This is a genomic window from Deltaproteobacteria bacterium, assembly GCA_022340465.1.
Lineage (GTDB): Bacteria > Desulfobacterota > Desulfobacteria > Desulfobacterales > B30-G6 > JAJDNW01.
Genome location: JAJDNW010000030.1, coordinates 17,984 through 31,030, shown reverse-complemented (window position 1 = coordinate 31,030; position 13,047 = coordinate 17,984). Strand labels below are relative to the sequence as shown.

Here is a 13,047-nt window from a genome sequence, read left to right as displayed (position 1 = left end):
AATGCTTTTCTGGCAACCACGCTAACAGCTTGCCATGGCAGCGGAAATGTGTAAGCATAGTGACATCTTTGGAAGCCGCCCGCTGCGGGCGAAAGGGAATGCGCTCGCTGAAGCGGTTTAACGTAACTCAACCGAAATGGATGGTTTGCATGTTCACTCAAATTCTTTGCCCAACCGACTTGAAGGAACGTTCCGATCTGGCTGTCGCAAAAGCCGTGCAACTGGCCCATCAGTTCGGCTCAAAAATCACGCTGCTCAATGTTCACGAAGAGTTTATGGATAAGGAGGAGCGGGAAATGCTGCGCATCAGTGTCAACAAAATGAAGGAAAAATATAAGCACATCGCTTCCGATTCAAAAAAAGAGATGAGGGCCGTCATCCATAAGCTGCATGCCGAGGATATTGAAATCGACTATCTATTGCACAAAGGCAAACCGGACAAAGCCATCGTGGAGGTCGCTGAAAACCTGGCTGCAGATCTGATCGTCATGTGCACGGACGGAAAGGATAATCTCATGGATTTCGTTCTCGGCTCCACTACCGAACATGTCATCAACGCGTCCCCCTGTCCCGTTCTGGTCATCCCCAACAAAGCGTGAACCTCGACGTCGAGGACGAGGTCCGGGCTGCCGGTAGCAGTAGATATCCGGATCCGTTAAACAGGGTCCAGAGAGCCGAGGATTCCGGGGACCGAGTGAAACATAAGATGGGCTCATAGCTCATGGCACGCTATAAGCTATGCGCTATGCGCTTTTTTCCCCTTGACCCCTTGGCTCCTGGAATCCTTATAGGCAACCATTGAACACTCCCCGCAGCAAGCTTAAGGGGAATCTTCACCGTAAGGAATTCTATCAATTATGATTCGCTCGCTTACCCTGCAGCAAGCTGCAGGGAATGCGCTCGCTATCTCGGTTCAAAGACGGTTTTCAGACGGGGATGGATGCAACCGTACGCGTCCCCGGAGGATCCCCCAAAAGAACACGTTACCCCACATATGGAATTTCGGATGTCGTGCTTGGAATTTTATTACGCCCTCCCTGTAATCGTGCAGGATAGGGCGATCTAAGGCTCATCCCAGAATGCGCCCAACACCCTTGCCAGGTCTTTTCGGCCGGTTATATACGACGGCCGCCATTCAAAAGGAAACATGGACCTGTATCGCCGACTTGCATACCGCTTGTCGATCAAAAGCACCGCGCCTTTGTCCACTTCCGTGCGAATGACCCTGCCCGCGGCCTGCAACACCCGGTTGAATCCCGGAAAAACATAGGCGAATTCCCAGCCGGCCTGGCGGTGCATATCGAAGTATTCGCGAATCAGTTCCCTTTCGGGCGTGGGCGGAGGCATCCCCACGCTGACCACCACGGCCCCGGCCAGGCGGTCGCCCACAAGGTCGATTCCTTCACCGAAGGCCCCCCCCAATACGGCGAATCCAACGCATGTTTCCCGGTTTTCAAAAGAAAACTGCCTCAAGAAGTCTTCCCGCTCGTGCTCGCTCATGCCCGGCGCCTGGCAAAGAACCCTGATTTCAGGATTGGCCGGGATAAATTCGGCAGTCACCTTCACCAGGTAGTCGTAGGACGGGAAGAAGACAAGGTAGTTGCCCCGCTTGGCATTGACGAAGGCGCTGATCGTTCCGGCAACTTTCCGCCTGGTCACGTCACGCTGCGCGAACACGGTAGAGATCCCCCCGGCAACGGAAAGCGAAAAGTTTTTTTTTGGAAACGGCGACGGCAGGATCAACTCCCCGGTCTTCTCCCCACCACCGAAAATTTCCTTGAAATAGTCCGTGGGCGTCAGCGTGGCCGAAAAGAAAATCGTGGCACTTATCGCCGCCAATGTCCGCTGCAGGTATAAAGAGGGGTCGATGCAGAAAAAATTGAGGAGGAAGTTTCGACCGGACATGTCATAGCAGGCGGCATAGCGTTCGTCGAACATCTCGGACACTTTCAGGAACCGGGACACGCTGAAATGCAGCTCGAGAAGCGCGTCGCGAAAAAGCGCCTTTCTGTCGAGCGACAGCCAGGCGTCGCTCTCCCTGACGAGTCGCCGCAAAACGGCCAGGAGGTCTTCCGGCGCCTCCCGGGTGGAAAGGAAATCCAGTTCGGCATGGGCCGCCCTGAAGGCGTCCATCCATTCAACCACGGCCCCTATGAGCGCCTCGAGCTGCGGCAGGGCCCCGGCTGTCTCCCTGGCCGTATCCTCAAACAGCCGCCGTTCGATACGGGCCGAGAACATGTCCCTGGACCGTTCCACCAGGTTGTGCGCCTCGTCCACCAGAAAAAGGTAGGCCTCCTCCACCGTCTGAAAGAAGCGCCGCAGGTAGGACTGAGGATCGAAAGCGTAGTTGTAGTCGCAGACAATGCCGTCGGCATGCAGCGCCAGGTCCAGGGAGAACTCGAAGGGGCAGACCCGGTGCTGCCGGGCCACGGTTTCCACAAGGTGCCGGTTCAGCAGATCATTCCCGAGGGCGTAAGCCAGGGCATCGTCGATACGGTCGTAATAGCCCCTGGCAAATTCGCACTCCTCGCCGTTGCAGGCCGCCCCGGGATTGAAGCAGATTTTTTCCTTGGCGGTCAGCGTCAAACACCTGAAGCGCAACCCCCGGCCATGAAGAACGGCAACCGTTTCCTCGGCCACCTGTTTGCCGGTAGTCCGTGCCGCCAGGAAAAAAATCCTGTCGACAAGCCCCTCGCCCAGGGCCTTGATGGCCGGAAAAACCGCCGCCATAGTCTTGCCGATCCCCGTGGGGGCCTGCACCAGCAACTGCCGTTTTTCCCGGACGGCGCGAAAAATCTCGACAGCCATCCGCCGCTGCCCCCGGCGATAGGCGGCAAAGGGGAAGTCAAGCGCCTGGATGGACTGCCCGCGTAGAGACCGCCATGCGCTGTCCGCATCGACCCGATCCAGGAAGAGGGAGAGGAGCGCATCGAAGAAGCTTGCCAGCTCATCGAATTCGAAATCCCGGCGGATTTCAATGACGGCATCCGAACCGAGCCGGACGTAGGTCAGACAGGTAGCCACACGGCTCAGGTTGTGGCGTACGGCGTGCATGTAGGCATATACCTTGAGCTGAGCCCAGTGCCGGGGATTCTGCCGTTCTTGATGCACCGCAAGATCGCGCGCCGTGCTTTTGATCTCCTCCAGAACATCCCCGTTCTCCTGGTGAAGGATGCCGTCTATCCTGCCGCTGATCTCGATGGTGCGGCCGCGCACTTCGGCGGTGTGCGCGATGGCCACCTCACGCTGGTACGATGCGGGCCTCATATCCTGGATGCGCTGGTGGGCGCGGGTGCCCGCCACCGCCCGGTCGGAAGCGGCGAAGGTGCCGGACAGATCCTGGCCGCGGACAAACGTTTCCACCAGGAAACGCACGGAAACACTGAAATGCCTTTCCGGAGACGTATTGGGTTCTGCTAAAATTTCCATATAACTTGATGCCATTTGTGCTTTGCACGTCATTTACTCAGCGTCATTAGGGCTTCGCCCGATATTTGCGCTGACGCGCGTTATGACAACCAAAACTGTCAGATGTTCGACGTTGGATGTTGGACGTTTGATGTTCAATGTCCATCATTGCAGTGTTTCCACTCTGTCCACGGTCAGTGTTACCGCCCCCCAATCTTCCTCAACCCTGCCGTAAAGGATGTACGGCCGGTTGCGTTCCACCATGCGGCAAAAGCGGCGGTATGCCCGGGGGAAAAACGTCGTTTCCACAATGCCGCCTTCGTCTTCGAAGGTCAAGAACTCCATGGCGTCCCCGTGCTTGGTCTGCACCTTTTTCCCGGTGATGAGCCAGCCGGCAAAGCAGACGCGCCGGCCCACGTACCGCCCCAGGTGCACAGCCTTTACGGACCGCAGTCTTGCGAGAGCAGCCCTGTAAAGGGTCATGGGGTGGCGGTCGCACAGAAAACCAAGCACCGCGAATTCCCGCCGCAAACGCCGGCGCTCGTCCTGCGGCGGGAGAACCGGCAAAGAAGGCGGGCTGCCGGCGTCGCTGAAAAGCACCCCGTTCGACGACCTTTCCGAACGCGCGTTAAGCCATTGGGCCAGCACCCACATGAGCGTTCCCCGGTTTCCCCCGCTGCAGAACGCGTCCATCGCCCCGCCGTCGATCAAGGCCCGCGCCTCGGCCTCATCCGGGCGCACCCGTTCCAAAAAGTCGTTCAGGCTCTCAAACGGCTTTTCCCGCCGGCGGGCAACGATGCGTTCCCTGCACCCCGCGGAGAGGCCTTTGAGGGAGAGCAGGCCGACCCGTACGGTGCGACCGACGCCCTTCCAGGCAGTATCGCTCCGATTGACATCGGGTTTGCGGATGGCAAGCCCCAGTCGCCGCGCTTCGGAAACATAGGCAAACGTGCTGTAAAAGCCGCCCTGGTTGCTGATGACCGCGGCCATGAATTCCGCCGGGAAGTGGACCTTGAGATAGGCGGCCTGGAAGGAAACGCGGGCGTAGGAGGCGCTGTGCGGTTTGCAAAAGGAGTAGCCGTTGAAACTCATCATCATCGTCCACATCTCCTGGATCTTCTTTTCTTCAACGCCGCGTTTTCCGGCACCCTTGTGAAACCGCCCGTAGTAGTCCCGCAACTTGTGCTCGCGATCCTTCTTGGACATGATTTTGCGCAGCCCGTCAGCCTCGGTATGCGAAAATCCGGCCACCGACACGGCCGCCCTGGACACGTCCTCCTGGTAAACCATGATGCCGAAGGTCTCATCCAGCACGTCCGCCAGAAGCGGGTGTATCGGGTCCCACCCCCCGCCGTGGAGGCGCCGGACATATTCCCGGATAAACTCGTTGGCTGCCGGGCGGATGATGCTGCTGTGGATGACCAGGTGGTCGAAATCGCCCACACCCGCTTTTTTCTGCAGGAGCCGCATGGCCGGGCTTTCGATGTAGAAGCAGCCCATGGTGTGCCCGTTGGCCAGGGCTTCCTGGGTGGCGAAATCATCCTCCGGCTCCCAGCCGGATTCATCGAAAGAGACGCCGTTCGCGCGTACATTGTTCAGGGCGTCGCGGATGACCCCCAGGCTGCGGTTTCCCAGAAGGTCGATCTTGACCAGGCCGGCATCTTCCGCCCCCTCCTTTTCCCACTGGATGACGGGTACGCCCTTGGGCGCCCGCTCCAGAGGGACATATGCGTCGATGGGCCCGGGGGTGATGACCACCCCGCCGGGGTGCACGGATATATATCGGGGGATGCCTATGATGCGCTGGGCGAGACGTATGACTGCCGGCCATGGGTCCGGATAGTCCAGATGGCCTGACTCGGGCCGGTTCTCGAGACTTTTCGCCAGCTCGGCATCTGCTTCCCGGACACGAAAATGGCGGGGCAGGCGCTTGGCTATCCTGCCGATCTCCCCGGCAGTCAGGCCGTAAACTTTGGCCACTTCCCGCAGGGCCATGCGCGGCTGAAAAAACACGTGGCTGGAAACCATGGCCGCATGGCCCGCGTGCTCTCGCAACACCTTCTCCAGAATGGCGTCGCGCTCGTCCCAGGAAAAATCGATGTCCAGGTCCGGCGGGTCCTGCCGTCCGGGGTTCAAAAAGCGCTCGAAGTAGAGGTTGTGCTTGAGTGGACAGACATTGGTGATCCCGAGGCAGTAGGAAACAATCGAGGCGGCGCCCGATCCCCTGCCGCAGGTGCGCGGGCTGTCTCCCACGATACGCTGCACAACCAAAAAATAGGCGGCAAACCCCATAGCGGCAACAATGCGTAGTTCGTGCTCGATCCTTTCCACCACGGGCTCCGGCAGCTCCTGTCCATAGCGTTCGACGGCTCCGGCATAGACCGCTTCCCTGAGGCAGGCGTCGCTGCCCCGCCCGCCCTCGTCATGCCAGGGCGGCAGCACCAACCCGAAATCGGGCCCCCTGAAGACCAGCCTTTCCGCTATTTCCCGGGATGCCCGCAGAGCCGCAGGGCAGACGGCAAAACGTTCTGCATACGCAGCCGGATCTGCAAGATACGCATCGGGCGGTGCCAACTCCCCGGCCTGCAGGCCGGACAGGACGGTGTTGCGGTCAATGGCCCGCAACAGGCGATGGACGGCATGCTCCCCGGGATGGAGAAAAAAGCTGCCCGGCGTCGCCACCAGGGGAACCCCCAGACGTTGCGCCGCGCTGCGCAGCGGGTGGATGCCGGCGAGCGGCCGGCGGGGCATGTCGGCGGCAACCGTAACCCCGGCGGCGTGCCATGCCGCCAGCAGGCCGGCATCCTGCGCCAGCACCACCAGGCCTTCGGCCATGGCCGGCAGATCGCTTTTCAGAGCGAAGGCTTCGACCATGTGCCGGCGCGTCAAAAGGCGGCACAGGTTGCGATACCCGGCATCGTTCTCCACCAGGCAGACGGCCCGCGCCCCGGTCGCGGGATCGCTCACCTCCGCCCCGATAATGGGTTGCAGACCCTCCCGGCGGCAGGCGTTGATAAACGGCCACATGCCGTAGAGATTGTTCCTGTCGGTCAGGGCCAGACGCTCGTACCCCATCCGGACGGCCGCCCGGCACAACCGCTTCACGGAATTGACGCCCCACATCAGGGAGTAGTGGGATTTGACGTTTAAGGGAACCATGCAGTCGTTTTAGATATTCGATATTGGAATTTCCGGTTTATCCGGGTTGTTAATGTAAAACGATACGTTACGCCGCCAACGTACGCCCCACCCTAATCACATCCTTTCCGAAACGGCCCCGCACGCGGTCGATGGCGGCGACGATGTCGTCCTGGCGTTTTCGCTTGAGCCGCTCCTCCGGAAAAAGCGGCAGCTGGGCCGGCGGGAACACCAGCCGGTCGCACACAAGGCGCATGTGGCGGATGCGCACCCGGCGAAACCGGGCCAGGTTCAACGCCCGCCGGGCCGCCTCGAAAAGCAGCGGATCACCGGCCGTCGCCGGGCTCACCTTCGATTGGCGGGTGCAGCGAATGCCGTCCGAGTAGTCGAGCGTTACGCTGATGCGCCGGGCCGCACGCCGCTGCCGGCGGAGGTTTGCGCCGGCGCTTTCCACCATGCGATAAAGAGCGCCCTCCAGTGGTGCACGCGCATTGGTGTCCTCGTCAAAATCGTGGTCGCAGGCGACCACCGGCCGTTGCCGGCCCGCCGGCAGCACCGGGGAGGGGTCGACCCCCCGCACGGTCTCGTACACAAACCGGGCGCGGCGCCCGCAGGGAATCCGCAGGTGTGCCAGGTGCAGCGCCGCGACCTGGGACACCCGGGTGAAGTTAAACGCCTCCAGGCGCTGCAGGTCATCCGCCTCGATGCCGGGCACGAGCCGCAGCGGCAGGGGGGACAGGAAAAAGGCTTCATCGCCGGCGCCCACGACACACTCGCCCGTGGGCTTCACCACCCGCGTGGCCACCTTGGCCACCAGCTTGTTGGGCGCCAGCGACCAGATGGGATCCAGGCCGAGGTCCGTCTTCACCCGCCGGCGCAGCCGCCAGGCGACATCGACGGGCGGTCCGAAAAGCCGGCTCGTCCCGGTGATGTCTATGAAAAGGTGCCCGTCCACATCGCCGGCTTCCACCAGCGGCGAATACGGCAGGGCCTGCTTGAACAGCGCCCGCATGGCCCGTTCGTAGCGGTCCGGCCGCGGCGGAAGAACAAAAGCGTCGCGGCACAGGCGCCGGGCCGCACGCAGGGGCATGTGCTTGTGCACACCGCATTGGTAGGCCTCTTCGCTCATGTCGTACACCACCGACCGGGCCGAGCCCCCGGGGGCGACAATGACCGGCCGCCCTTTAAGCCCGCTGTTCACCACCCGCTCGACCGCCACGGCGAAGTCGGCGACGTTCAGATGAATGATGGATCGATCCATAATAATAAATTTTAGCGTAATCTTTAAAAAATCGCCGGGATATTTAGAATCAACGTGTTGTTGCCCGCACACTGCATCCGCTGGGAAGAACATGTATTATAAGCCCTGCGCCGCCAGCAGGCGAAGCATGGCGAGGGCATTTTTAGGCGCCTGGGCCCGGACATGGTTGTTGAAAAAAAGCAGTCCGCTGCGGGCCTGCCCGGCCATCTGCTCGATCTTTTCCGCCGTCCATTCGCGCAGTTCGGCCTCGGTGTAGTCGTAGTTGAACTGCTTCTGCATGTTGCCGGAACGCCACCCGCGGGCATTGCGTCCGTGGAAGCGCACGTAAAAAAGATCCGGGCTGGTGACGATGGCCAGCCGGGGGAAAATATCTCTCACATCGGGGGCGTCCACCGACACCAGTGCCGTTCGACGCCGCTCCAGCCCCACGAAAACCCTGTCGGTTGCCCAGGACGCATGCCGGAACTCCACGGCCGTCCGCAGGCCCTCGAGCGCATCCAGAAGTTCGGCCAGGTATTGCCGGTTGCCGGGCGTCCGCCGGAATGAAGGCGGAAACTGCAGCAGCACGGCGGCGAGCTGTCCGGACTGTATGAGGGGGGCAATGCCGTCCCGGTATTGGGCCGCGTGCACCCGCCACTGGTCGGGGTCGATCTCGTGGGTCAGGTAGCGCGTCAACTTCGCGGCGAAATGAAAATCGGGCGGAACTTGCCGGATCATCCGCTCGATCGCCGGCGCCCTGGGCATCTGATACCAGGTATAATTCAGCTCGGTAACCGTAAAGCGCCGGGCATAAGCGGAAAGCATCTGTCCCGGCTTCGTGTCCGGGGGATAAAACCCGGCGTCGAGCCACTCCGCGTACGAGTAGCCGCTCGTGCCCACCCGGATGGAGCAGGGGTATCTTGACATCAGCGGATCCCCCTCTTCCCGCGCTGTATGCCGACAACCCGCCCCTGGATCAGAATTTCGTCGAAGGCATAGCGCACGGGTTGGTAGCGCGGGTTTTCCGGGCGCAGCTCGATGCAGTCCCCGTGCAGAAAAAACCGTTTGACCGTCGCCTCCTCGCCGCGGATCAGCCCGACCACGATCTCCCCGTTCCGGGCGTACTGGCGCGGTTCGCAGATGGCCAGGTCGCCGTCCAGAATGCCCGCCCCCTGCATGGAGTCCCCCTGGATGCGCAGGGCGAAGAGAAGCTGTCCCCGATAGAGATCGGCGTCCAGAACGATGCTGCCCGCCCACTCTTCCTGGGCATACATGGGCAAACCGGCCGTCACCCGCCCCACCACCGGAATTTCGCGCCAGCGCTGGAGGCCGGCGGTTTCGCGGATGCGGTTCAGCACATGAATCGTCCGGCTGTAGCGCCCTTCCCGTCTGACATACCCCTTTTCCTCCAGGGCTCTCAGACGCTGCGCAACGGCGGCGTGGCTTACGCCCAGATCGGCGGCGGCCTCCCGGAGGCTTGGCGACCGTCCCTCCCGGTTGATGACCTGCTGCAGGTACGTGAGCAGGTGCATCTGCTTGGTTGTCAACTTGATCCGCATGCCCCCCTCCCGCAAAAACCACAAATGAACCCAACGAGCTCAATAAACTCAACAAACTCAATGAAACCAACGAAACCAAGCATACGCCGCCAAAATGTAAATGTCAATGTAAAGGTTAATGTAAATAAAATTGCCGCGGCGACGTTTGGAAAGTGTCGCCCATACCCCCGCCATAAGGACGCATTGAAAAAGGAATAAAATCGTGGCATAGAAAGAGGCATGGCGGACGCATCGACAAATCGGGCGCGCAACGGCAATCCGGCAACGTCCCATGATTCGCTGCTCATGGGGCTGTACCTCCGCAACCTTGGAGCCAACCTGTTCAGCTTCGCGGCCATCATGCTTCTGAACGCGTTTACTCCCCTGAACTTCTTTAAACTGAGAATCGACTTTTTTCTGTTGCAGGGAGGCTGGGCGATCCTTCTGTTGTTTTTTATGGCCGCCAGCCTGCTGGTGCTGGCGCTGCAATACTGGTTCCAGCTCCCGATTGTGAGAATGGCGGCAGCGCTCAACCAAAACCACGGCATCGGCACGGTCCTGCAGGACAAAGCCCGGGCACGGCTGCTCAACCTTCCCTTCATCATCGCCGTAATCGACCTGTCCATGTTTGTCATTGTCCCCCTCACGGTCATGACGACCCTCGATTTTTTCGAGGGCATCTCCTTCGAAATAGGCCTGTTTCTGTTTTTCCGAACCTTCATGCTCGGTATGATCGCCGCCTGGCTGTCGTTTTTCCTCATCGAAGATTATGCCCGCCGAAAGCTGGTGCCCCTGTTTTTCCCCAAAGGGCGGCTCACGGCTGTTTCCGGGACGATCAGGCTCTCCGTCCTGAGGCGGATCCGGCTGCTCAACATGGCCGGGACACTGAACCCCCTGGTGCTCCTGCTTGTCACCGTTGCGTTCATTGCGTGGGAGGTCGAAGGGACGGATATCTCGGCAGTAATGCTGAGCCGGGAAATCCTCATCTTCACCCTGCTGTTGAGCGCCGTCTTTCTGGGCATCGTTATCAGACTGAACAGCCTGGTGAGCAACTCGATCGTGCTGCCCATCAAAGACATGCTGCGTGTCATTAAAGAGGTAAAAAAAGGCGACTTCAACCCACGGGTGAGCGTCGTCTCCAATGACGAAATCGGCGTTCTCGGCGACACCGGCAACACCATGATCCGGGGGCTTGCCGACAGGGAACGCATCCGGGACAGTTTCGGACGCTATGCCACTCCTGAAATCAGGGATCGCATATTGAGCGGGGACATCCCCGTGGACGGCGAGCTGCGCACCGCAACGCTCCTGTTTTCAGACCTCCGCGGCTACACGCCCTATGTGGAAAAAAACCCGCCCGAGGAGGTGATCAGAAGCACGCGCTCCTATTTCACGGCCATGCAGCATGCCATCCGCCGGCACAACGGCCTGGTGCTCCAGTTTGTAGGGGATGAGATCGAGGCGGCCTTCGGCGTGCCCATCGAAGAGCCCGGCCACGCGGACAAGGCCGTTTTCGCCGCCCTGGAAATGCGCGATTATTTGGATCGACTGAACGGTCAGCGGCGTGAGGAGGGGAAGCCGCCTTTCAGGCACGGCATCGGCATCTGCACCGGTCAGGTGTTGGCGGGCATCACGGGAAGTGAAGACCGGCAGTCCTACACCCTCATCGGCAGCACCGTCAACCTGGCCTCCAGAATAGAACAAATGACCAAAGTGATCGGCTGCGATATCCTGATCAGCGAAGCGACCGTGGCCGGCCTGACCAAACCCTTCGACATGCAGCCGGAAAAACCACAGACCCTCAAGGGGTATTCGAAACCGGTAACGGTGTACCGCCTGCTATGAGGTTGACCTCATCGCTGCAACGTTGAGGGTGAAAATACGTGCTGCAGACCCCGGTGCCGGACAACTATGCTGTTGACAGCCTGCAACACATTTGAGAGTAGAGACCCATGAATAAAGATAGATGCAATATCCGCCTCATATCGGAAGACAGAGAAATTTCAGCCGAAAAAGGACAGAACCTTCTCGAAGCGCTAGTGGGCTCGGGCGTGCTGCTGCGGGCCGACTGCGGCGGCCGTGGCCGCTGCGGCAAATGCAAGATCCGGGTAGTTGCACCCCCGCAAATCGGTGACGGCGAAATGCCCGACGAATCCGGGGTTCTCACCCGGGAGGAAATCGATGCCGGCTACCGATTGGCCTGCCGGACCGAAATCACGGGAGACATGGCGGTCGATATTCCCGAATCCTCCCTGCTGGCACCCGAAGTCGCCCAGAAAGGTCCCACGGCCCTGCCGGATGTGATCCCCGTTTCGCGGGTCTCGTCGTGGCCCTACGGTATTGCCGTCGATCTGGGGACAACCACCATCGCCCTTTACCTGTGTGACTTCAATAGCGGCCGGGTTGTTGCCTCCATATCGTTGAGAAACCCCCAGGTAATGCTCGGCGACGATGTCATGAGCCGCATCACCGCGGTTTCACAAAATGCCGGAGCCCTGAAGCGTCTGCAGAAAATGGCTGTTCAGGCCATGGAGTGGGGTGCCGCCTCCCTATGCCGTTCGACGCAGACAGACCCGGCAGGCGTCGGAACAATGGTGATCGTGGGCAACAGCACCATGCTTCACCTGTTTCTCGGTGAAGATCCCACTTCCATCGGCGTATTCCCCTATGACCCCCTGTTCAAGGAGGAACGGGTGGTGCGGGCGGGCGATTTGGGCCTCAGGTTCAACCGGGATGCGGAAGTCCGCACCCTGCCGCTCATATCGGGCTTTCTCGGCGCCGACATCGTCGGTGCCGCCCTGGCGACCGACATGGAAAACAAAGCCGAAGGCACAATGCTGGTGGACGTGGGCACCAACGGGGAGCTCATCTTCATTGGAAAAGACGGCTTTGCAGCCACCTCCTGTGCCACGGGGCCGGCATTCGAGGGCGCCTCCATTCGTCACGGCATGCATGCCATATCCGGGGCTATCGATGCTGTCCGGGTCGACCGGAAAACAGGCAGAGCCGAATGCTCGGTCATCCAGAAAAATCCCAGGCAGCCTAAAAAAATATCCGGATTGTGCGGGTCAGGGGTTGTCAGCGCCGTGGCGGAACTATACAGGGCCGGCCTCATCCTGAGCGACGGCCGCTTCAATATGGAAAACCATCCCGATCTTTTTCAATATGAAGAAGAACTGCCCGAATATATTCTCGCATCCGGAGCTGAAACCTTGTCGGGCAGGGCCGTGACACTGGCCCAGAAAGACATCCGGGCCATTCAGCTGGCAAAAGGGGCCCTCTATGCGGGCATTCAGATGCTCTGCAGAGAAAAGGGGTACGAACAGCCCGGGCGGCTGTTGATTGCCGGCGCCTTCGGAAGCTACATCGAAAAAACGGACGCCCTGGCCATCGGCATGTTTCCCGCTCTCGATCCGGACGCCATTGAAATCGTGGGCAATGCAGCCGGCGCCGGTGCGGTCCTCACCCTGTTTGACGAGGGCTACCGTCAGAAAGCCCTTGAGCTGTCCCAGCAGACCGAAGTGCTCGAACTGGCTCTGCACCCTGACTTCCAGGAGATCTTTATCAAGTCGCTTGCATTCCCATGAAACCACTCGTCCGCAAGGCGTGGCCGTGCGGCCGATTGCTGTTATATTTGCCTAAATTGAGCGATTTTCGGGTTTGCCGCAGATGCAAGGAAAATGTCTTTTCGCTATAGTGGTCTATGCGTGATGACATTTGACA

8 protein-coding genes are annotated in these 13,047 nt (G+C 60.1%); 3 read left to right on the top strand and 5 right to left on the bottom strand.

The window, feature by feature from the left end; all coding sequences use genetic code 11:
* Positions 1 to 149: 149 nt before the first annotated feature.
* Positions 150 to 599 carry a universal stress protein gene (locus LJE94_05560; protein MCG6909575.1) on the top strand — a complete coding sequence of 150 codons (450 nt, stop codon included), beginning with the start codon at positions 150 to 152 and terminating at the stop codon, positions 597 to 599.
* Positions 600 to 1,062: 463 nt separating this feature from the next.
* On the opposite strand, the gene LJE94_05555 is transcribed toward LJE94_05560, so the two are convergent.
* From LJE94_05555 to lexA, 5 genes are all read right to left on the bottom strand, one after another.
* A complete protein-coding gene (locus LJE94_05555) occupies positions 1,063 to 3,429 on the bottom strand; it encodes an ATP-dependent DNA helicase (protein ID MCG6909574.1) in 2,367 nt (788 codons plus the stop codon).
* Between the two features lie 144 nt (positions 3,430 to 3,573).
* Complete coding sequence (locus tag LJE94_05550; GenBank protein MCG6909573.1) at positions 3,574 to 6,567, bottom strand: DNA polymerase III subunit alpha; 2,994 nt, start codon at positions 6,565 to 6,567, stop codon at positions 3,574 to 3,576.
* Between the two features lie 67 nt (positions 6,568 to 6,634).
* Entirely contained in the window at positions 6,635 to 7,900 is a 1,266-nt protein-coding gene (locus LJE94_05545) for a hypothetical protein (GenBank protein MCG6909572.1), read from the bottom strand.
* Positions 7,901 to 7,903: 3 nt separating this feature from the next.
* Positions 7,904 to 8,713 carry a DUF72 domain-containing protein gene (locus tag LJE94_05540; GenBank protein ID MCG6909571.1) on the bottom strand — a complete coding sequence of 270 codons (810 nt, stop codon included), beginning with the start codon at positions 8,711 to 8,713 and terminating at the stop codon, positions 7,904 to 7,906.
* Entirely contained in the window at positions 8,713 to 9,345 is a 633-nt protein-coding gene (gene lexA / locus LJE94_05535; GenBank protein MCG6909570.1) for a transcriptional repressor LexA, read from the bottom strand. Before lexA ends, LJE94_05540 begins: the two co-directional genes overlap by 1 nt.
* Positions 9,346 to 9,564: 219 nt before the next feature.
* On the opposite strand from lexA, the gene LJE94_05530 reads away from it, so the two are divergent.
* A complete protein-coding gene (locus LJE94_05530) occupies positions 9,565 to 11,169 on the top strand; it encodes a HAMP domain-containing protein (protein ID MCG6909569.1) in 1,605 nt (534 codons plus the stop codon).
* A 107-nt stretch (positions 11,170 to 11,276) separates the two neighbouring features.
* Positions 11,277 to 12,911, top strand: coding sequence for an ASKHA domain-containing protein (locus LJE94_05525; GenBank protein ID MCG6909568.1), 1,635 nt, complete (start codon positions 11,277 to 11,279; stop codon positions 12,909 to 12,911).
* Positions 12,912 to 13,047 lie beyond the last annotated feature (136 nt).